Genomic DNA, 22,480 nt, shown 5'->3' on the forward strand with positions numbered 1-22,480 from the left:
CATCGGGTTTTTTGTTTCTTTTTCAATATAAATTCCCTCTAAAATTTTAATGTAACTCCAACTAAAAAATTGCGTGTTGCTTGCGGGTAATACCCTGCGCCATCTAAAGTTGTGGTTTTATTTGGCACAGACCAAGTATCATCATAGGTATAATAATAACCTCTATCTACATATTCTTTATTAAAGATATTGTTGATCAATCCCGTAAAAACAACTTCACTAAAAACACTTTTTGGTTTTAAAACATAAGTAAAGTTAATGTCTGAAGTAAAATAACTTTTTAAGACGTCATTAGCTGAAACAGCGCTGTTTAAATTGCTCATAAATTGTTTGCCAACATATTTAGACAAGAACGAAAATTGTAGATTTTCTGTTGGAGAATACACCAATGCATTTCCAGCAATAATAGCAGGAGAAAACGAAATAGTTGTATTTCCTAAAGCGGTTAAATTGCCGTTTATTGAAGAAACAAAAGCAGCATTTTTATTATCGCTAAAAGCAATATTTGGTCTGATATTAAACTGATTAGATACTTTAATATCGGCATCAATTTCTAAACCTAAACGATAACTTTTTCCGCTTGTTGCTCTAACCGGAGCGCCAACGCCATCAATTGCTCCAGTTAATACCAATTGATTTTTATACAACATATAATACACGTTGGTATTTAAGGTAATCGATTCGTCTTTTAAGCGCCAACCCAACTCGTAATCGTTTAAATTTTCTGGAGTTGTAATTCCATTTTCAAAATCGTTTCTATTGGGTTCTTTATTGGCAACTGCAAAAGAAAAATACAGATGTTGATTTTCATTTAATTGATACGTCGCTCCAAATTTTGGATTGAAAAAACCAAAATTTTCATTTATTGCAATCGGATTTCTATCCGATGTTAATCCATTGGTTTTAAAAGTGACATTTCTGTATTGTACATCGGCATAAAAACTGATGTGCTCACCAACTTTAAAAGTAGCCTTAGAAAACATGCTAAAATCATTTTTCTTAGAATTACTTTCGTAGTATTTATCTCTAATAGTTGCTGTTGCTGCAAATTGTTTTGCCCAAATTACTTCTCCGAAATGCTTGTTTGAATAGTTGCTATAAGAAAATCCAGAGATAATTTCTAATCCTTCTTTTTTATAAGTAGCATTAAAATTAGCCACATAAAAGGTATTGTCTAACCAACGACGAACAATCAAATCTGTTTTACCATTGTTTGTAGCAACCACTATATTTGCATAATCAGAAGGTTTTTTATCAGCTTTGTATTGCTCAAAATAACCTTGACCTTTGGTAAAGTTCAATCCAATATTTGTAGACCAATTTTCAGTCAATTTCTCGTTCCAATGCAATTGATAATGATCTTGTTGGTAGTTGTCAATCTCATTTTCGTACGTATACGGATTTTGTCTTCTGTTAGCGGCTAATTGTGCAGCATCAATTCCTGCCCAAGCTTGATAGGTTTTTTCTTTTCCGCCAAAAGTGATTGCTTTAATCAAGGTGTTTTCATCAATATAAGAAGCTTGTAAAAAGTACGATTTTAAATCTGTAAAAGCCCTATCAATATAACCATCAGAATAAATTTTTGACAAACGACCAGCAATTTCTATATGCTCATTTATTTTTCCTGTGCTAAATTTTACCGTATGTTTTTTAGTGTTGAAAGAACCAAAAGAATTTGAAATTTCTGCAAACGGTTTTTCTGATATCGCATCGGTTAAAATATTTAAACTTGCACCAAATGCCGCCGTTCCGTTTGTTGATGTTCCAACGCCACGCTGCAATTGCAAACTTTGTGTAGAAGAAGCGAAATCGCCCATATTTACCCAAAAAGTTCCTTGACTTTCAGCATCGTTATACGGAATTCCGTTAATGGTAACATTGACGCGTTCTGCGTTAGAACCACGCACATTAATGTAGGTATAACCAATTCCTGCGCCAGCATCCGAAGAGGTAACAACAGAAGGTAAATAGTTCAATAAAATAGGAATGTCTTGTCCTAAATTACGTTTCTCGATTTCCTTTTTTGATAAATTGGAATGTGTTACGGGCGAGTTTGCTTTTACACGAACTGCAGCAACCAACACCTCATCTAATACATTTTCTTCTGGTTGTAAATCAAAGTTTACAACCACATTTTGATTGCTAATTGTCACCGTTTTTGATGTTGATTTGTAGCCAATAAAACGGACTTCAATCTTGTAAGTTCCTTCAGGAATCTTCAATTGATACTTTCCATCAAAATCAGAGGAAGTTCCTTTATTTGCATTTTTGATAAAAACAGTAGCGCTAACTAATGGCTCTTTGTTTTCATCGACAATTTTTCCAGAGATTATAAAACTCTGGGAGTTTACAAGCATGCTTGTAAACAAGAATAAAAAAAAGATGTTTTTTTTCATTTTAAAAAAATTTAAAACGAATAAAAAGAGGTAATTATTCTTGTGATTAATAGTGAATAATTAATTTAGAACTTTCTAAAAACATAGTTTTTAAATGTCTCCTCGAGCGGAGTCGAGAGGTAATTAGGTTCTCGACTCCGCTCGAACTGACAACTATCGTTTGTTAGTGAAGTTCGATTTTCCTAAACAGCATTACCTGTTCTAGGTTCAATGGGTATGATCTCAGCCTTGCAGCACCCCTTTATGAGAACATTGCAAAAGTAGATTAGATTTTTGAAATGTGAAACAAAAAAAAGCAATTAATTTAAAGTTCTTTTACCTCAGGTTTTTTATAAAATTTAGAAAAGGTATAAATTTTTTCAGGACCATTAACTAATTCAATAAACTCCACTTCTAAAGCCTTACAAATGTCAATAAATTTATGAAGAGACATTCTACAATGTCCATTTTCTAATTTATGATAAGCATTTTGGCTTACGTTTAACATGCTTGCCATGTTATCTTGGGTCAACCCTTTTTTAAACCTGATGCTTTTTATTCTTTGTCTAATGTTTTTTAATTCTTCAGTAGTGCTGCTAGTATTATCCATAGCTGATAGTAAGTTACTTTACTTTTTCAGAGCAAAAGTACTTTTTTTTTTTTTGAAAACAACTCACTGTTTTCCGTGATATTTATAGCAAAATAGACTAACGGAAAACAGTGAGACATATTTGCTATAAACTATAGCTTATAGCTATAGTTTCAAGAAAGATATGTTTGTAGCTTTGGTTAGATATCATACCTAAACAAAAAACCCAACATAAAAATGTTGGGAAAGAACAAATTCTCTCGCGAAGAATAGACAATGAATGTCATTTTTGTTCGCAGCAAAAATAGTAAATTATACCTAAAATAAATGGAAAAAGAATTAAAACAAATCATTGAATCTTTTCTTGGTTTTAATAAAATTATTTTTAACAAAGAAGAATTGCATTTGCAATTATTAACCCATCCATATTTTCCAAGTATCAACGCCATAACTGATTTATTTGATCATTTTAAAATTGAAAATATTGCAGCAGAATTGCCTCAAGAAATTTCTATAATTGCTGAATTACCAGATACTTTTTTGGCTCATATAAAAGAAGAAAATATTAAAAAAATTGTTTTAGTAGTAAAAAAAAACAATGATTTAAAATTAATTTACAGTGCTAAAACAACGAAGAATTTATCACACAAAGAATTTGTTGGTTTGTGGACAGGCGTTGTTGTGGCGATAGAAAAAAATGAAAACGTTGTTAGAAATAATTCTAATAGTAAATCTATATTAAAACCACTGGCTCTTGGAGTTTTTGTTTTGGTAGTTGCTGGAGTTTTAATTATAAAGACTTTAAGTGTAGTTGGTTATGGTTATTTGTCGATTTCGATAATAGGTTTTTATATAAGTATATTGCTTGTGCAAAAAGAGTTAGGGTTGCACTCTAAAAGTTTAGATAGGTTTTGTGAAGCATCAGAAAATAATAGCTGTGATGATGTGCTAAACTCAAAAGGCGCAACAATTTTTGGTGTTTTTAAATTAAGTGATGTTGGTCTTGTCTATTTTTCAAGCATCATTCTATCAATATTTCTATTTAGTTTAACAAAATCAGAAACAAGTAATCAATTCTTTTATAATTTGAGTGTTTTGTCTTTGCTGTTTATTCCATATTCAATTTATTATCAATGGCGCGTAATAAAAAAATGGTGTCCATTATGTTTAATTGTTTTAGGAGTGTTGTTTATACAAGGATTAATAGTGTTGTTTTTTGCAAATATATCTTTCGCATTTAATAGTACAGAAATAATAGTATCTTTATTTAGTTTCTTGGCATTAAGTATTTTTTGGACTGAATTAAAAACAGGATTTAAAAAGAAACAAGAGTTTAACGTTTTACAGTTAGAACATTATAAATTTAAGAGAAACTCTAGTTTGTTTATTACTGCTTTAAAATCTTCTGATAAAAAAGAAATGACCATTGCAGGAATTCATGAAATTGTTTTAGGAAATAAAAATGCAAAATTAAAGATTGTTTTGGTAACAAATCCTACATGTTTCTTTTGTAAAGAAGCACATCAAATTTTCCATGAGATTCTTAAAAACAGAAAAGAGGACATTCAATTAATGATACGGTTTAATGTCAACACTTCAAATCCAGAAACAAATGTAGGATTGGAAATCTCAAATCAATTGTTAGAGATTTATGCCAATCAGAATGAAGAAAAAACACTAGAAGTATTAGATGAAATATATTCAGATACAGAACCAGAAGTTTGGTTGCAAAAATGGAAATCTACAACATTTTTAAATTATGTTTCTGAATTAGAAAAAGCAAAAGAATGGTGTACAAATAATGCGGTTAACTTTACACCAGCAGTATTTATAAATGGGTATTTATTCCCAAAAGAATACAACAAAAAAGACATTTCTTTTTTTATTGATGACATCATAGAAGAAGAAATATAATATTCTCTCGCGAGGAATAGACATAAACCTTGAGTGTCTTAAAATGATCAAGGCTATAAATAAACAGTTAAAATTTTTTAATTATGAAAAAACAAATTTTAAATTTAGGAAAAAGCTTAAGTAAAGCAGAGCAAAAATCAATTAATGGTGGCGGTTTTATTACAAAGTGTACTGAAGTAGGAGCGTTTTGTGATTGGATAAGTGGATCTGGCTATGGTACGGGTACTTGTCAGTATAATAGTAGTACAAACGAGCTCATGTGCGAACCAAATTAACTTTTTTATGATTGATTCTATTGTTTATGAAAGAGACCAATTATAAAAATGAACAGAACATAGTAAGATTACTATGTTCTGTTTTTTTAGCCAATCAAAATGTAACTGAATAAACTTTTGTGACAAAATAGGGTATATAAGAAAAATAAAATATAGAAACACTTAGTTAGGCTTATAAACCAATGTAATTAAAATATAATTTTGAAAAAATTCCCTCATTACAAACAAACCGAAGCCAAAGATTGTGGCCCTACGTGTATTAAAATGATTGCCAAATACTATGGTAAAATTATTAATACACAGCAGTTGCGCACGTTAAGTGAAACCACTAGAGAGGGAAGTAGTTTAATGGGTTTAAGTGATGCCGTAGAATCTTTAGGGCTTAAATCTTTAGGTGTAAAACTCACTTATGAAAAATTACTAGAAGCTCCATTACCATGTATTGTTCATTGGAATAAAAACCACTTTGTAGTAGTTTATAAAATCAAGAAAAACACGGTTTATGTTTCTGACCCAGCACATGGATTAATTACTTACACAAAACAAGAGTTTATAACGCGATGGATAGGAAATAACGCTACAGATACAACCGAAGAAGGAATTGTGTTGTTAGTTGAGCCAACGCCACTATTTTATCAATCAGAATATGATAAGGACGAGAAATTTGGATTCAGCTTTATTTTTAAATACCTATTTAAATATAAAAAATTTATTGTTCAACTTATTATCGGCTTATTAGCAGGTAGTTTATTGCAATTAATTCTTCCTTTTTTAACACAAAGTATTGTTGATGTTGGTATAAAAAATCAAGATTTAAACTTTGTCTATTTAGTGCTTTTTGCTCAGTTATTTTTATTTGTAGGAAAAGCTTCTTTAGAGATTATAAGAAGTTGGATTTTATTGCATTTAAGTACACGAATAAATATTTCATTGATTTCAGATTTCTTTATCAAGCTAATGAAATTACCAATTTCATTTTTTGATGTTCGTATGACTGGCGATTTATTACAGCGAATAAATGACCACAAACGAATAGAGAGGATTTTAACCACTTCTTCACTTACCATATTATTTTCTTTCTTTAATTTGATTGTCTTCAGTTTTGTTTTAGGCTATTATAGTTTACAGATTTTAGGAGTTTTTGCAATAGGAAGTGTGCTGTATTTTGGTTGGGTGTTGTTTTTCTTTAAGAAACGAAAGGAACTAGATTATAAACGCTTTTCTCAAGTCAGTCAAGAGCAAAGTAAAGTGATTGAATTGATCAACGGAATGCAAGAAATAAAACTGCACAATGCAGAAAGAAGGATGCGTTGGAATTGGGAATATGTGCAAGCTCGGTTGTTTAAAATCGCCACCAAAAGTTTAGCATTAGAACAAACACAAAGCGTGGGTTCAAACTTTATCAATGAACTTAAAAATATGTTCATTACTATATTATCAGCCAAGTTAGTTATTGATGGAGAAATTACCTTGGGGATGATGATGGCAATCAGTTATATCGTTGGGCAATTAAACGGACCAATAACTCAGCTAATCAACTTTATGAGAGAAGTACAAGACGCTAAAATATCTTTAGACCGGTTGGGTGAAATTCATAACAAAGAAGATGAAGAGAAACCAGGAGATGAAAAAATAACCACGATTCCAGAAAATGCAGCGATCAATTTAAATAATATTTCTTTTAGATATGTTGGCGGACTTGAACCTGTTTTAAAAGACTTGACTCTAGAAATACCAGCGAATAAAATTACTGCAATTGTTGGTGTAAGTGGAAGTGGAAAAACAACGTTGATGAAATTATTGTTGCGCTTTTATGAGATTGATAAAGGAGAAATTATGGTCAATAAATTCAACTTGAAAAATATTTCTCAAAAAGTATGGAGAGCCAATTGTGGGGTTGTAATGCAAGAAGGATATATTTTTAATGATACCATTGCTAAAAACATTGCAGTTGGAGAAGATTATGTAGATTCAAAAAAGCTAGCTCATGCAATTGATGTTGCTAATATTTCTGATTACATAGAAGGACTTCCTTTAGGATACAATACAAAAATTGGTAGTGAAGGTTCTGGTTTAAGCACAGGACAAAAACAAAGATTATTAATTGCAAGATCTGTATATAAAAACCCAAAATATTTGTTTTTTGATGAAGCAACGTCTGCTTTAGATGCTAATAACGAAAAAGTAATTATGGGAAAATTAAATACTTTTTTTGCGGATAAAACAGCAGTAGTTATTGCACACAGATTAAGTACAGTAAAAAATGCACACCAAATAGTTGTATTAGATAAAGGAAGAATTGTTGAAACAGGAAACCATAAAGAATTGATTGCCTTAAAAGGAAATTATTATCATTTGGTAAAGAACCAATTAGATTTAGGAAAATAAAATGCCAGAAAATAATCAAGATATAGAAGTACGTAGTGAAGAAGTACAAGAGATTTTAACTCAAGTGCCCAATTGGATGATACGTTGGGGTAATACGTTGTTTTTTTTATTGATTGTAATGGTTTTATTTATTTCTTGGTTTGTAAAATATCCAGATGTAATTTCTACACAGGTTATGATTACAACTACCATTCCACCAGAAAAAATTTATGCAAAAACAAGTGGGCAAATTGAAGTTTTATTAAAGAATGATGGAGATAAAATAGAAAAGAATGAAACCATTGCAATTATAGAGAATAGTGCTAATTATAAAGATGTTTTTTTATTAAAAAGTATTTTAGATACTTTATCAATTAATACAAATAATTTTTCGTTTCCAATAAACAGTATTCCATATTTAGTGTTGGGTGATATTACAACTAGCTATGCAACTTTCGAAAATAATTATTCAGAGTATTATTTAAATAATAAATTAAATCCTTATAAGAATCAATCTTTTGCAAATCAATTTTCATTAGTTGAAGCGAAAGGCAGGTTTCAGGTTTTAAAATCACAAAAAGAATTAAATTTAAGAGAGTTACAATTTAAACAGAAAGATTTAGCTAGACAAAAACAACTGTTTGAAAAAGGAGTGATTTCTGCAAAAGATTATGAACAGAAACAAATTGAAATTTTACAAGCGGAGAAATCCTATAAAAGTTTAGAATCTTCAATTTCACAAACCAGAGAGTTGATTAATAATTCTCAGAAAGATTTAAAGAGTACATCTATAGAAAAAACATTGAACGATACTCGATTGCTAAAAAAAACAATACAATCTTATTATCAGCTAAAAAAATCAATTAAAGATTGGGAAAAACAATTTGTATTAAAATCATCTATAAAAGGAAAAGTAACTTTTTTATCATTTTGGAGTGAAAATCAAACAGTACAAACAGGGAATTTAGTTTTTACAATTATCCCAATTAAAAATTCAAGTTATGTTGGTAAGATAAATGCACCAGCAGCAAATTCAGGAAAAATAAAGAAAGGACAAAGAGTACAGATTAAATTAGCAAACTTCCCTTCAGATGAATTTGGAGAAATTAATGGTCGTGTTAAAACTATTTCTATAGTTCCTGATGAAAAAGGCAATTATTTAATAGATGTAGCTTTGCCAAAAAAATTAATAACAACCTATGGTAGAACAATAGAATTTAAACAAGAAATGAAAGGAACAGCAGAAATAGTTACAGAAGATTTACGATTGATAGAGCGGTTCTTTTATCAACTAAAAAATATATTGAAATAAAAATATTCTCTCGCGAAGAATAGACACAAACCTTGAGTGTCTTAAAACGATCAAGGCTATATAATAAATATTTAAATTTTTTAATTATGAAAAAACAAATTTTAAATTTAGGAAAAGCTTTAAGTAAATTAGAGCAGAAGAAAATTAATGGTGGTGGTGGCCCTGGTTGCACTGCTGATGTACACTATTCTCAATGTAATGATGCAGATTCAGGAACTGTTTTTTACCCATATTATATTAATGGTGTTCCAACAGATTATGGTGATTGTTGTATATATCAAATATAATTTTTTTAAGAAAGGAGAGGTAAAAATCTCCTTTTTTATTCCAAACCAGGTTTCTTACGCAATGCTTTTTTTACAGAAACCTTCTTTTTGTTTTCTGCTTTTTTTTTGATAGAAGCTTTGCTTGGTTTTGTCGGTTTTCGTTTTTTTGGTATGATTAATCCTTGGGTAGTAATGGCTAAAAAACGTTGAATTGCCAACTCTTTGTTTTTATGTTGACTTCTACTTTCATAACAAGTAAGGATTAATATATTTTCTTTTGTAAGTCGAGTTGCTAAGTTTTTAAAAAGTAAATTTTTTTCTTCTTCAGAAAATTGGAGTGAGTTTTCTACATCAAAAAACAATTCGATTTTAGACGACACTTTATTTACATGTTGTCCGCCAGCGCCACTACTTCTTGTTGCTTTAAAATTGAGTTCTTTTATGAGTTTTTCTGTGTTCATTTTATTGTCTCCTTGAGCCTTTCGTCTACGCTCAAGACAAACTAAAGTTGAAAGGTCTCGACTGCGCTCGACCTGACATTTATTGTTTTTCTAGACTTTTAGAAAAAGAAGTTAGGTTTTTTCTATTTGCAATGAGTTGATCAATTGCTTTAACAGCATTTTTTAATCGAGTTTCTTTATTACCTTCTAACAAAATATAAGGTCGATTGTGTTTTTTTAAGGCGTTTTCAAAAGCATCAAACATTTCTCTTCGCAAACCTGGCCGGTCTCGTAAATCATCTTCTTCCCAAGGTGTATCTATAAAGGTTAATAAATACAAATCATACGTGTTATTTTTTGCTGCTTTGTCTAACAATGGATCTACAAATCCACCATAATATTCTTCAGAATATACTTTGGTTTCTAATAAATCGGTATCGCAAATTAAAACACGATCGGCTTTTTTAGCCAGTTTATTTTCTAATTTCATTTGCCCGATTGCAATCGGAATTATATCGTTGGCTTCACATGTTTTACGTTCGTTATTCCATTTTTTTTGCAAATATTCTCTTGCAAATTCTGGTGCCCAAACCGTATTGTAGTGTCGAGCAAGTTGTTTAGAAAGAGTTGTTTTTCCTGTTGATTCTGGGCCGAATAAAACAATTTTTATGATGTTTGCTGGTTGTTGTCTAAGCTTATCTTCCATGCGTTATACCCTTGAAATGCTAAAATTAAAAAAATAGTGTATTGTATTCCTGTAAAACCATATCCTTTTACAAAATACAAAGGAACAGAAACAATATTAGTTACGATCCAAAAAGTCCAATTTTCTATTTTTTTATTTGCCATTAACCACATGGCAACAAAAGCAGAAGCGGTTGTAAAAGTATCTATATAAGGAGTTACACTTCTAAAATTCTCTAAAGAATTTAAATGTAAAAACACATGTTTTATGCTTTCAAGAATGCCTAGCTGAGTATCAATAACATCATATTTTCCATAAATAAACAATACAAAAGCTGCTGTAAAAACAAAAATACCGAAGGCTTTCAATTTATCTTTGTTATTAGTTCTCGAAATAGGAATATGATGATTTTTATCATCTGTTATTTTGTTCCACAGATACCAACCATACAAACTCATAATAGTGTAATAAATATTGATGATTAAATCACCATACAAATTCCATTGAGATAATAAGTACACATAAATTCCAGTGCTGATAATTCCAGTTGGAAACACCAAAATATTTTCTTTTTTTGCGTAAAAAACACTAATGATTCCAAATGAAGCTGCTACAATTTCTAGAAATATATTTAGAAAAGTTGCTGTTTGATAAGGCTCTAAAAAAAAGTCAAAAATTTCTGACATTGATGTGTTTTGAAACGTAAAAATAATACAATTTGTCAGTTCGAGTGGTTTTTTCAATAGAAATGAGAAAAAAATTGCACCTGCCTGCCGGTAGGTAAATCGAGAACTATTTTAAGGATTTGTTATTTCTTAGAAAGTATGAATTTAAATGGAGTTATTCTGGATTCCTGCCAGAGTTTATCTTGAGCGAAGCCGAAAGGCAGGAATGACAAGCAAGTTATTTTTTCAAATCGTTAAAAAAAGTAATATCTTTTTCAAAAGCAGTTCCAATCACAACCAAATCAGCCCCAGCATTAAAGGCTATTTCAAGTTGCTTTTTTGATTTAATTCCACCGCCAACGATTAAAGGAATATTTAATTGAGATTTACATTTCTTAATAATATTTGCGTCCACAAGCACTGCGGCACCACTTCCAGCTTCAAGATAAATTAGTTTTTTGCCAGAAAATTCTCCAGCCAATGCTGTATTTAAAATTAAATCAATATTATCCTGAGAAATCGGTTTTGTATTGCTTACTTTTTGAACAGCAGTTTCTTTTTTGCCATCAATTAAAATGTAACCAGTCGGAATAATTTCTAAATTTGATGCTTGTAAAATGGGAGCCGCTTTGATATGTTGTTCAATTAAATATTCAGGGTTTCGCCCAGAGAGTAAACTTAAAAACAAGATTCCGTCTGCCAAATTTGTAATCTGATTTACATCGCCAGGAAAAAGAACGATTGGCAATTTGGTTATTTTTTTAATCTCTGAAACAACTTTTTCCGTTTGTCTATTTTTATCTGTGCTTCCACCAACAAAAATATGTGTAGCAACAGATTGATGTACTTTTTCAAAAAAAGAAGAAAGATTATTAATCTCTATTTTCTCAGGATCAATTAAAACAGCGAGTAGCTTTTTGCCTTCTTTTTTTGCTGATACAATGTTTTTGTAAATGTTCATTTAGAAATATCAATTAGTTCTCGACTGCGCTCGAACTGACAGCACTTTGCGGTTCTTTGACTTTGCAACTCTGCCACTTTGAGCCTTTGCAACTTTTTTAAAAAGCATACACACAGGTAAAACCTTCAAACTCTAAAAAGTAAACCTGATAGGTATTTGTTTCATCATTATAATCAATTGTTCCACTTGTAGTTTCATCTTCAAACTTAAAATCTTCAATATAAATATGTTCAAGAAAACGGAGTTTTTTCTTTCCGTAAATTTTATACAAACTTTCCTTTGCGCCCCAAACAATGGTTAATTTACTAATTAATGCATCTGCATTTGCAATAGTTTTGTATTCTTGAAAAGGTGTGAATTTATGTGCGATTTTTAAAATTTTATCACGCTGCATTTCAATGTCGATTCCGACAGGAATATCAGAAACAATAATTCCAGTAAAAGTAAACGAATGAGTTATTGAAATGAATTTTCCGTTTTTTAAATGCGGTTTTCCAAATTCATCATAGATTAAATCTGCATCGACCAAACCAACTTCTTTGAGTAAATGCCGAATGCTTAAAAACCCTCTTTGATGCAATTCAGATTTCATAGAATCTAAACGTTCTTGGTTTTTGTCTGTTAAATGAATGCCAAAGGATAATTCTTTAAAAGATTCTTCGATCTTCCAAATCAATACTTTAGTAGCATTATTAACAATTATCGTTTTGTAAAGAGGCATAAATTTTAAAAGTTATTATGTAACTTTGCAGTTCTAAATTATGATATAAAACAAATATACTAATATGAGTACAAAAACAGCTTACATACCAAACAAAGTTAAGGATATTTCTTTAGCCGCTTGGGGAAGAAAAGAAATGGACTTGGCAGAGGCAGAAATGCCAGGATTAATGTCGTTAAGAGAAGAGTATAAAAACTCTCAACCTTTAAAAGGAGCAAGAATTGCAGGATGTTTACACATGACAATTCAGACTGCTGTTTTAATTGAAACTTTACAAGCTTTAGGAGCAGAAGTAACGTGGAGTTCTTGTAATATTTTTTCTACACAAGATCAGGCTGCTGCTGCAATTGCTGCTGCAGGAACTGCTGTGTACGCATGGAAAGATATGACAGAAGAAGAATTTGACTGGTGTATAGAGCAAACGTTATTCTTTGGAGAAGATAAAAAACCATTAAACTTAATTTTAGATGATGGTGGAGATTTAACAAACATGGTGTTGGATCGTTACCCAGAATTAGCTGCAGGAATCAATGGTTTATCAGAAGAAACTACAACAGGAGTTCACCGTTTATACGATAGAGTAAAAGCAGGAACGTTACCAATGCCAGCAATTAATGTAAACGATTCTGTTACCAAATCTAAGTTTGATAACAAATACGGATGTAAAGAATCTGCAGTGGATGCAATCAGAAGAGCAACCGATATTATGTTGGCAGGAAAACGTGTAACTGTTTGTGGTTATGGTGATGTTGGAAAAGGAACGGCTGCATCTTTTAAAGGAGCAGGTTCTATTGTAACGGTTACAGAAATTGATCCTATTTGTGCTTTACAAGCTGCAATGGACGGATTTGAAGTAAAGAAATTAGAAACTGTTGTTGCAAATTCTGATATCATTATTACAACTACAGGAAACAAAGATATTATTCAAGGGCGTCATTTTGAAGCAATGAAAGACAAAGTTATTGTTTGTAACATTGGACATTTCGATAACGAAATTGACATGGCTTGGTTAAATGGAAATCACGGAAAAACAAAAGACACCATCAAACCACAAGTTGATAAATACAATATCAACGGAAAAGATATTATCATTTTAGCAGAAGGACGTTTGGTAAATTTAGGTTGTGCAACTGGACATCCAAGTTTTGTAATGTCTAATTCATTTACAAACCAAACGTTGGCTCAAATTGAATTGTGGACAAACAGAGATGCTTACGAAAACGAAGTGTATATGTTACCAAAACATTTAGATGAAAAAGTAGCAAAATTACACTTGGCAAAAATCGGAGTTGAGTTAACAGAATTACGTTCTGATCAAGCTTCTTATATTGGTGTAACTGTTGATGGTCCTTACAAATCAGAACATTATAGATACTAATTTTTGTCATTCCTGCGAAGGCAGGAATCTCATTATAAAGATTCGAAAAACCCTTACATTTATTTGTGAGGGTTTTTTTGTTTTCTGTCATTCCGAAATGAGAGAAGAATAAACGATGGAGGAATCTCACAATAATAAAGAGAATTTCTTTTTGGGCGTTTTAACAGGCTATCCACTTTATCTTTTTATAACTGTCATTGCGCATCACGCTTTTTCTGCGTGATGCGGCAATCTCATTTTGAGGAAGAGATTACTTCGTTCCTCTCGTAATGACGATTTTTAAAAAAAGTTATAAAAAGGATGCCGTTTCTATCCTTAACGCATGGGTTATATAATTTTTAAAAAGTAGTGTCACATCGAGTGAATTTGATTTTTCATCAAATTTGTATCGAGATGTTTCTCAATGATTACTTTTCAGTACCTTTCAAAAAAATAAACGCTGAATGAAAGCAGTAAACACTAAAATCTTAGAAAACAGATTAGCACTTTTAGAAAGTTATATTCCAAGTTTTGAAGACACAAATACGAAAGTTTCAAAAGTACCTGTTGCGTGGCATTTAGACCATAGTTTAAAAGTGATAAATACGGTCATCATAAACATGCAAAAATCAGACCCTGCTTTGTATGAAAACAATTTTAAGTTTCTAGGAAAAGTGTTTTTAAAACTTGGCTTTTTCCCAAGAGGAAAAGCAAGAGCACCAAAATATGTAAAACCACCAGAAGTTATTTTAAAATCAGCTATTAGTACACAGTTAGCAGAAGCAAAACAACACATAAAAGCAATTCAAGATTTGGATGAAAACGCTTATTTTAAACATCCTTTGTTTGGAAACACAAATAAGTTTAGAGTGGCTCGTTTTTTAGATACACATACAAATCATCATTTAAAAATTGTAAAAAGCATGTTGAAGTAGGTTTCTTTACTTACTGATTTCACAATAGTTCTATTACCTTCTCATTTTTTGTATATTTATAACATCAATAAAATCAACGAATTATGAAACGTATCTTTCTTTTACTATTTCTAATTAGCTATTCAATTGCACAAGCACAAACCAATACCGTAGTTTTTGAGCTTACAGACAATCTAAAAACGTACAATTCTCAAAATTGTTTAACCAACAAAACAGATTATAGCAAAGTGTTTTTAGGTTTTGTAAAAGGAGATGAATCAGATATAAAAAATTTCAAACTTGTTATTTCATTAAGTAACGAAATTAGATATACTTTTAATAGTTATAGCGAATTAAGAAATACAGATCCGCTAAGTTGGTTAGAAGGAAATAAAGCGTTTCAACAATTTAAATATATCAATTTTGCTATACAAATTGTATTGCCAAACAATAAAAAAGAAACTCAAAATTTTAGTGTTTGTTTAAGAGAAATTTCTACAAACACCATTGTAACAAGATCGCTTACCAATACAACAAAAAACAAAGATTATATAGAAATTCCTATTTCGTTTGCAACCGATAGAAACGATACAAAAGATACTGATTTAAACGAACGATTTGGTGGTAAAAGAGGAGAACTTCAATATGGAAGAACCATTGTTAGTATTCCGTACACACATAAATTGGGTGAAATAGAAAGACCGTCTTATTGGAGATTAGAATTTTCTGAAGATCCAAAAAAACACATCATGATGCAGTCTTTGCAAAAGCAACATAAAGACGCTTTTTTCAATCAAATGAAAACAAGAATTGCCAAAAACGGGAAAAGCACTTTTTTATTTGTACATGGTTATAATGTCTCGTTTGCTGATGCCGCAATGAGAACTGCACAAATTACGTTCGATTTGCGTTTTAGCGGAGAACCTGTTTTTTACAGTTGGCCATCGCAAGGTTCAACAGCTGGTTATATGGTTGATGAAGCAAATATTGAGTGGGCAAGATTGAATATGAAAAACTTCTTAAAAGATTATTTAACCCGAACAGAAGCCGACGATATTTACTTGGTTGCACACAGTATGGGAAATCGTGGATTGACAAAAGCATTGATTGAATTGATGAATGAAAACCCAGAATTAAAAGATAAAATTACAGAAGTTATTTTAGCGGCTCCAGATATTGATGCAGATGTTTTTAGGAGAGATATTGCGCCACAAATGGTAAAGAAAATTGCAAAACCAATTACTTTATATGTTTCTTCTGATGATTTAGCTTTATTAGCATCAAGAAAAGTACACGGAAGTAAACGCGCTGGCGATGCAGGAAAAGGAGTTGTAATTGTAAAAGGAGTAGAAACCATTGATGCTTCTGGAGTGGACACTAGTTTTATGAGACATTCTTATTTTGCAACAACAAGCTCCATCATTGCTGATATTTTAGATTTGATGAAATCAGGAAAACGTGCTCCGTTTAGAGAAACTTTAGAAAAAGTAAGTAGAGAAAATGTGATTTATTGGAAAGTAAAACAAGGGAAAAATTAACCCAACCAACCATCTCTATCTAAACTTCTATATTGAATGGCTTCTGCAATATGAGTTGGAGAAATATTTTTTGCAGCGTCTAAATCTGCAATCGTTCTTGCCACTTTTAAAATCCGATCATAAGCTCTGGCAGATAAATTTAATTTTTCCATCGCCGTTTTTAATAAAGACATGCTTTCATCAGACAATTCACAGAATTTTCTGATTTGTTTTACATTCATTTGTGCATTGTAATGCAAGTTCTCAAAAGTTGTAAAACGCTCAGACTGAATTTCTCTTGCCGCCGTAACACGTTTTCTTATTTCAACAGAAGATTCTCCTTTTCGTTCTTCTGTCAACTTTTCAAACGGAACAGGAGTTACTTCTATATGAATATCAATTCGGTCTAATAAAGGTCCAGAAATTTTACTTAAATACCGCTGCATTTCTTGTGGAGAAGAGGTCATTGGAGAGTTTGGATCGTTAAAATATCCTGACGGACTTGGATTCATGCTCGCAACCAACATAAAACTACTCGGATAGGTAACTGTAAATTTTGCTCTAGAAATGGTAACTTCTCTATCTTCTAACGGTTGTCGCATAACTTCTAAAACGGTTCGTTTAAATTCTGGTAATTCATCTAAAAACAAAACTCCGTTATGAGATAAAGAAATTTCTCCAGGTTGAGGATATTGTCCGCCGCCAACCAAAGCAACATCAGAAATGGTGTGATGTGGACTTCTAAACGGACGTTGATATAACAATCCGTTGTTCTTTGTTTTTCCAACTACAGAATGAATTTTGGTGGTCTCCAACGCTTCGTGTAAGGTCATTGGTGGTAAAATGGAAGGCAATCGTTTTGCCAACATTGTTTTTCCTGATCCAGGCGGACCAATGAGAATAATATTATGTCCGCCAGCAGCGGCAATTTCCATACAACGCTTTATAGATTCTTGTCCTTTTACATCAGAAAAATCAAACTCTGGGAAATCGATATTTTTATAAAATTCGGCTCTTGTATCTACAATTGTTGGCTGAATTTTTTCATCACCATTAAAATGATTGATAACTTCCATAATGTTATCAACCCCTAAAACTTCTAAATCATCTACAATTGCAGCTTCTTTAGCGTTTGCTTTCGGTAAAATAAAATATTTAAAACCTTCTTCTTTGGCTTTTATCGCAATTGGTAAAGCGCCTTTTATAGGTTGTAAACTTCCGTCTAAAGACAATTCGCCCATAATAACATACTCGTCAATCGTTGTCGATTTTATTTGATCGGAAGCTGCTAAAATTCCGAGAGCCAAAGTTAAATCGTACGCTGCGCCTTCTTTTCTAATATCGGCGGGTGCCATGTTGATAATGATTTTTTTCCCAGGAAGCTTGTAATTATTGTTTTTCAGTGCAGCAGAAATCCTAAAAGAGCTTTCTCTAACAGCGTTATCTGGCAATCCAACCAAATGATACCCAATTCCTTTATCAATATTTACTTCAACGGTAATGGTGGTAGCTTCTATGCCGAAGACGGCGCTACCATAAACTTTAACTAGCATTTTTTTCTTTTTATTAAAAGTAAGAAAAATTTTCAACTTTTTAAGCATATTAACATCTTGTTAAATAATGTTAAAAATAAGTTGATATGTGTGTAAGCATCATACATTTACGATTTTCAACTTTTTAAAGTTTGTTCTTTGTAAATGTTAAAGAAATATTAAAATAAAAATTGCAGTTAAACCTTTACAAGTAATCAAAGTCTTAGCAACAGCTATTTACAAATAGCTTGTAAAAACAAAAATCAATCAATTAAAAAATAATGATTAAATCACTTACAACAAAACTAGTAGTATTCGCTTTATTATTAGTTTCAACAAGTACTATTGCACAAAGTATTTCTGGGAAAATAGTAGATGAAGAAAAAAATCCTTTAGAGTTTGCTTCTGTAGCAGTGCTTAATGCTGCCGATTCAACTTTAGTTAGTTATGCAAGCACAGACATTAAAGGGAATTTTAAAGTAGTTCAGATTTCTAACGGAAAAAGAATTTTTCAAATTAATTTATTAGGATATCAAGTATATCAGAAGAAAATTGATTTTGCTGGTAAATCTTTAGATTTTGGAACCATCACGTTAAAGGAATTAGACAATACGTTAGATGAAGTAGTTATTTCAGCAGTAATTCCAATTACCATTAAAAAAGATACAATGGCATTTAATGCAAAAGCATTTAAAGTTAGAGTAGATGATACTGTAGAAGATTTATTAAAGAAATTACCTGGTGTAGAAGTTGATGCAGACGGAAAAGTAAAAGCACAGGGAGAAGATGTTTCTAAAGTGTATGTTGATGGAAAGGAGTTTTTTAGCGGAGATCCTTCTGTTGCATTAAAAAACTTATCTGCAGATGCAATTAAGAAAATTGAGTTAATTGATGAAAAGAGTGATAAAGCTAGAGTTACTGGAGTCGATGATTCTAGCCGTTCTAAAGTAATTAATTTAACCTTAAAAGATGATAGAAAAGTAAATGCTTTTGGTAAATTTCAAGGGGGTTATGGTTCAGACGATCGGTATTTAACAAGTTTAAATTATAACCGTTTTTCTCCAAAAATGCAAGTTTCAATTATCGCTAGAGCAAACAATGTAAACAGTTCAGGTTCAGATATTTCTGAAATTATGTCTTTTGGTGGAGGTAACGGAGGTTTTAGAATTAGTAGAGGCGGTGGCGGAGGAAGTTCTTCGGGATTTATTACTACCGGAATTGCTGGCTTTAATTTAGGGTATGAGCTAAAAAAGAAACAAAACTTAAATGCAGATTATTTTTATAATTATGTAAACTCAGAATCTGGAAATGTGTTTTCTAAAAGAACAGAATTTGTTGGAACAGATAAATTGTATTCTGAAAGTAAATCTAATAGTACTAGTGAAACAAAATCAAACAAAGCAAATTTTAGTTATATAGATAGATCTAGTGAATTAAAAACGGTTACGCTTAGAGGAAGATTAAATTCTAGTAATACAGCAGGAAACAGTTTAAGTACTTTTGATGCTTTTGAAGCAAATGACCCAAATTCTAAGAAACTAGAAAATAAAGGAATTTCGAATAGTGATAACAAAAGTAGTAGTGCAAACCTTGACCTTAAATATATTAAACGGTTTAACAAAATAAGCAAACGAAATATAGAATTTGAATTCGGTTTTTCTTCTGATAAAAGCGATAATGTGAGTGCAAATAAAAACACAAAGGATTATACAGATCCTTCAAAAACAGATGAAGTTTCTTTAAGTACTCAAAAAAGCAATAACACTGGAAGAGATATTGACTTTGGAGTACAATATACAGAGCCGTTAAACGATAAGCATTTTATTGAACTTGGTGCTGGATTAAAGGTTAAAAATAAAGATGAATACACCGATCAATCTCAGACGTTAAATGGTTCTAATAATGCTGGTTCTACATTTACTGCAGATTTATTTGAAGAAAAAAAAGCTACCTATGGTAATGTAGATTATAAATATAACAACGAAAAAACATCGGTAACAATTGGAACAGAATTTGAAGAACAAACACAAAATTTTGGATTGACAAATGTTTCTAATTTTGATAAAAGATACTCAAGTGTAAACCCATCATTTAGATTTAGATACCGTCCTAAACAAGGAAGTTGGGTGTTTTTTAGATATAGAAAATCATTAGACTTACCTAGTTTAAGTAAAGTTTCTCCAGTAATCAATAACTTTAATCCTTTGTATATTAGAAAAGGAAATCAAAACCTAACTCCAGAAACAAGTCATTCTCTATTTGGTATGTATGGCAATTACAACTTTGCAACCGGATTTAGTTTCTTTGCACATTTAAGTTATAATAGTACAAGTGATGCAATTGTAAATAAAGAAGATACAGATATTGCAACTCGAGTTAAAACAAGTAGTTATGTAAACCTAGGAAATCGAGATAATTTTAGCGGAGATATTAGTTTTGGAAATCGTTTAAAGAAATTAGGAGTCCGTTATAATTTAGGATTAAATTATTCAACAAGTAATTATCAATCTGTAATTAATAATATTAACAATAAAACCAATTCTAAAAATACTTCGGTAAGAATTTCATTAGAAAATAATAAGAAAGACTTTTTAGATATGTCTGTTGGAGCAAACATCAGCAAAAACAATACAACGTTTTCTGGTACAACTTCTAATAGAGAATATGTACAACAATCGTATTATGTAAAATCTGATTGGAACATCACAAAATCATTCAATTTTAACACACAATTTAAATACGATATTTATACAGATAGTAATTTTGGAACTGATCAATCTGTGCCAATTTGGAACGCTTCAGTTTCGTACAATTTCTTAAAATCTAAAGCGATGAATATAAAGTTAACTGCCTTAGATTTATTAAACAAAAACGTTGGATTCTCTAGAAGTAGTTCTGATAACTATTTTGAAGAAACAACTAAAGATGTGTTAGGAACTTATTATATGGTTAGTTTAACGTATACACTCGGAACTCAACAAAAAAACACTAGAGGAAGAGGCGGAAGAAGAATGAGACATTAAACCATAAAATTTTATATAAAAAAAAAGCAGTTACTTTTGTAACTGCTTTTTTTATGGTTTAAATTTAATTAATATTTTGCTGGTTTTCCGTTAGAAGCACTTGCTTTTATAAAGTCTCTAATATCGTCATTTGCAGCTTTTAAATCTGGTTTACGCAAGTACATCATATGTCCACTTCTATATCCTTTAAATTGTATTCTGTTTTTTAATTTCCCGCTAGGATCAACTTGCCACATGGTGTATTTTGTATTAAAATATGTGGTCGCTCCATCGTAATAACCAGCCTGAAATAAAACGTGTAAATACGGATTTGTTGCCATTGCTTTTCGCAATTCTTCGCGCGTATTGTTATTTCTAAAATCCCAAGGATGAACGGGACCAAACATGTTGTATTTTACATCTGTTTTAAAATTTAGGTTCTCTTTAATATACAAATTGATGGCTGGCGTAAAAGAATGCAACCAAGAAGTTAATTCTGCATTGTAATCAGGAGAATCTCCAGCTTCTTTTTTGTCAATTCCCAAATATCTAGAATCTAATCTTCCAATAGTTTTACCATTTTTGTTTCTTAACAATTCTTTCCAAAAAAAACTATTCGGGATTTCTAAATTGTGCTGTAAAATTATTTTTTTAGACAGGCCTGTATAGTAAGCCATTTTTTCTGCAACCTGATTTTTTTCAGTTGCACTGATAAAACCACTTTTTGCAATTGCAGGCATTAAAGTATTGATTGCAAAGTCTTCAGATTCCGGTAAAATGGCTAATAAATCTTTATTTTGTAATGCTGGTGATAACATTTTATGATACCAAGCTGCAGCAGTGAAATAGGGAAAATCAATTGAAGAAGACACTGCGTTATCGGAGTTTTTTGCTCCATAATCTGCTGGAGAAACTAAAATAACTCCGTTTAAATACATCCATTCGTTACTTTGTAATGCATTTGCCAAACCAGAAACTCTAGTTCCTCCGTAGCTTTCTCCAATAATATATTTGGGTGATGACCATCGATTGTTTCTAGAAACAAAAGTGGTAATCCATTCTGCTAAGTATTTTACATCAGCGTTTACACCAAAAAAATCTGCTTTATTTACTTTTTTACCTTTGCGTTCTACAATTCTAGAATACCCAGTGTTTACAGGATTTACAAAAACAATATCAGCAACATCTAAAACAGAATATGGATTGCTTTTATATCCGTAAGGTTGTACGGGATATCCTTCGTCATCAATAGTTAAAATATTTGGACCAGTATAAGCTAAATGCATCCAAACGGATGCGGAACCTGGCCCGCCATTAAACGAAATTAGCAAAGGTCTACTTGCTGTATTTACATTGTTAGTTCGTTTGTAATAGGTGTAAAACAAGGTTGCTTTTGGAATTCCTTCTTCGTCCCAAACAGGTTGAGTTCCTGTATACGCAGTGTAATTAATTTTTTGTCCTTTAATTGTTGTTGTATGATTTGTTACAACGGTTGTGTCTGTAGGAATTGTTCTTTTTTGTGCATAAGAAGTAGTTGTAAAACACAAAAAAATTAAAATTGAGGCAAGTTTTATTTTCATTATTTGGT

The 22,480-nt window shown here is 31.1% G+C and carries 18 protein-coding genes; 9 read left to right on the forward strand and 9 right to left on the reverse strand.

Going from position 1 to position 22,480, the window contains the following annotated elements:
* Positions 1-38 precede the first annotated feature (38 nt).
* Positions 39-2,396 (reverse strand): TonB-dependent receptor, encoded by a 2,358-nt coding sequence (locus KCTC32516_RS05445; protein ID WP_301402551.1) that lies wholly within the window; start codon positions 2,394-2,396, stop codon positions 39-41.
* Between the two features lie 304 nt (positions 2,397-2,700).
* Positions 2,701-2,985 carry a helix-turn-helix domain-containing protein gene (locus KCTC32516_RS05450; RefSeq protein ID WP_301402552.1) on the reverse strand — a complete coding sequence of 95 codons (285 nt, stop codon included), beginning with the start codon at positions 2,983-2,985 and terminating at the stop codon, positions 2,701-2,703.
* A gap of 306 nt (positions 2,986-3,291) precedes the next feature.
* Here KCTC32516_RS05450 and KCTC32516_RS05455 point away from each other — a divergent pair, with 306 nt between their 5' ends.
* The 5 genes from KCTC32516_RS05455 to KCTC32516_RS05475 all read left to right on the forward strand — a co-directional run bounded on the left by KCTC32516_RS05455 (position 3,292) and on the right by KCTC32516_RS05475 (position 9,119).
* Positions 3,292-4,878, forward strand: coding sequence for a vitamin K epoxide reductase family protein (locus KCTC32516_RS05455; protein ID WP_301402553.1), 1,587 nt, complete (start codon positions 3,292-3,294; stop codon positions 4,876-4,878).
* An 83-nt stretch (positions 4,879-4,961) separates the two neighbouring features.
* On the forward strand, positions 4,962-5,153 hold the full coding sequence (locus tag KCTC32516_RS05460) for a hypothetical protein (RefSeq protein ID WP_301402555.1): 192 nt from the start codon (positions 4,962-4,964) through the stop codon (positions 5,151-5,153).
* A gap of 201 nt (positions 5,154-5,354) precedes the next feature.
* Positions 5,355-7,541, forward strand: a complete 2,187-nt coding sequence (locus KCTC32516_RS05465) for a peptidase domain-containing ABC transporter (RefSeq protein ID WP_301402556.1) — start codon at positions 5,355-5,357, stop codon at positions 7,539-7,541.
* Between the two features lies 1 nt (position 7,542).
* Positions 7,543-8,832, forward strand: a complete 1,290-nt coding sequence (locus KCTC32516_RS05470) for an HlyD family secretion protein (protein ID WP_301402557.1) — start codon at positions 7,543-7,545, stop codon at positions 8,830-8,832.
* An 86-nt stretch (positions 8,833-8,918) separates the two neighbouring features.
* A complete protein-coding gene (locus tag KCTC32516_RS05475; protein WP_301402558.1) occupies positions 8,919-9,119 on the forward strand; it encodes a hypothetical protein in 201 nt (66 codons plus the stop codon).
* 35 nt (positions 9,120-9,154) lie between these two features.
* On the opposite strand, the gene arfB is transcribed toward KCTC32516_RS05475, so the two are convergent.
* The 5 genes from arfB to KCTC32516_RS05500 all read right to left on the reverse strand — a co-directional run bounded on the left by arfB (position 9,155) and on the right by KCTC32516_RS05500 (position 12,570).
* A complete protein-coding gene (gene arfB / locus KCTC32516_RS05480) occupies positions 9,155-9,559 on the reverse strand; it encodes an alternative ribosome rescue aminoacyl-tRNA hydrolase ArfB (protein WP_301402560.1) in 405 nt (134 codons plus the stop codon).
* Positions 9,560-9,638: 79 nt separating this feature from the next.
* Positions 9,639-10,244, reverse strand: a complete 606-nt coding sequence (locus KCTC32516_RS05485; protein ID WP_301402561.1) for an AAA family ATPase — start codon at positions 10,242-10,244, stop codon at positions 9,639-9,641.
* Complete coding sequence (gene pnuC / locus KCTC32516_RS05490; RefSeq protein ID WP_301402563.1) at positions 10,205-10,909, reverse strand: nicotinamide riboside transporter PnuC; 705 nt, start codon at positions 10,907-10,909, stop codon at positions 10,205-10,207. Before pnuC ends, KCTC32516_RS05485 begins: the two co-directional genes overlap by 40 nt.
* 217 nt (positions 10,910-11,126) lie before the next feature.
* Complete coding sequence (locus KCTC32516_RS05495) at positions 11,127-11,849, reverse strand: phosphoglycerol geranylgeranyltransferase (protein ID WP_301402564.1); 723 nt, start codon at positions 11,847-11,849, stop codon at positions 11,127-11,129.
* A gap of 97 nt (positions 11,850-11,946) precedes the next feature.
* Entirely contained in the window at positions 11,947-12,570 is a 624-nt protein-coding gene (locus tag KCTC32516_RS05500) for a 4'-phosphopantetheinyl transferase family protein (protein WP_301402565.1), read from the reverse strand.
* Between the two features lie 64 nt (positions 12,571-12,634).
* On the opposite strand from KCTC32516_RS05500, the gene ahcY reads away from it, so the two are divergent.
* From ahcY to KCTC32516_RS05515, 3 genes are all read left to right on the forward strand, one after another.
* A complete protein-coding gene (ahcY, locus tag KCTC32516_RS05505) occupies positions 12,635-13,948 on the forward strand; it encodes an adenosylhomocysteinase (protein WP_301402566.1) in 1,314 nt (437 codons plus the stop codon).
* Between the two features lie 443 nt (positions 13,949-14,391).
* The gene (locus KCTC32516_RS05510; RefSeq protein WP_301402567.1) at positions 14,392-14,862 is read left to right on the forward strand and encodes a DUF1569 domain-containing protein; all 471 of its coding nucleotides are present in this window, start codon (positions 14,392-14,394) and stop codon (positions 14,860-14,862) included.
* Between the two features lie 83 nt (positions 14,863-14,945).
* On the forward strand, positions 14,946-16,379 hold the full coding sequence (locus tag KCTC32516_RS05515) for an alpha/beta hydrolase (RefSeq protein WP_301402569.1): 1,434 nt from the start codon (positions 14,946-14,948) through the stop codon (positions 16,377-16,379).
* Here KCTC32516_RS05515 and KCTC32516_RS05520 read toward each other — a convergent pair.
* Entirely contained in the window at positions 16,376-17,911 is a 1,536-nt protein-coding gene (locus KCTC32516_RS05520) for a YifB family Mg chelatase-like AAA ATPase (RefSeq protein ID WP_301402570.1), read from the reverse strand. The genes KCTC32516_RS05515 and KCTC32516_RS05520 overlap by 4 nt on opposite strands.
* Positions 17,912-18,171: 260 nt before the next feature.
* Between KCTC32516_RS05520 and KCTC32516_RS05525 the strand changes: the two genes are divergently transcribed.
* Positions 18,172-20,913, forward strand: a complete 2,742-nt coding sequence (locus KCTC32516_RS05525) for an outer membrane beta-barrel protein (RefSeq protein ID WP_301402571.1) — start codon at positions 18,172-18,174, stop codon at positions 20,911-20,913.
* A gap of 68 nt (positions 20,914-20,981) precedes the next feature.
* Here KCTC32516_RS05525 and KCTC32516_RS05530 read toward each other — a convergent pair whose 3' ends face one another.
* Complete coding sequence (locus tag KCTC32516_RS05530) at positions 20,982-22,472, reverse strand: S10 family peptidase (RefSeq protein ID WP_301402572.1); 1,491 nt, start codon at positions 22,470-22,472, stop codon at positions 20,982-20,984.
* Between the last annotated feature and the right edge of the window lie 8 nt (positions 22,473-22,480).

Source organism: Polaribacter huanghezhanensis (assembly GCF_030444335.1).
GTDB classification, from domain to species: domain Bacteria; phylum Bacteroidota; class Bacteroidia; order Flavobacteriales; family Flavobacteriaceae; genus Polaribacter; species Polaribacter huanghezhanensis.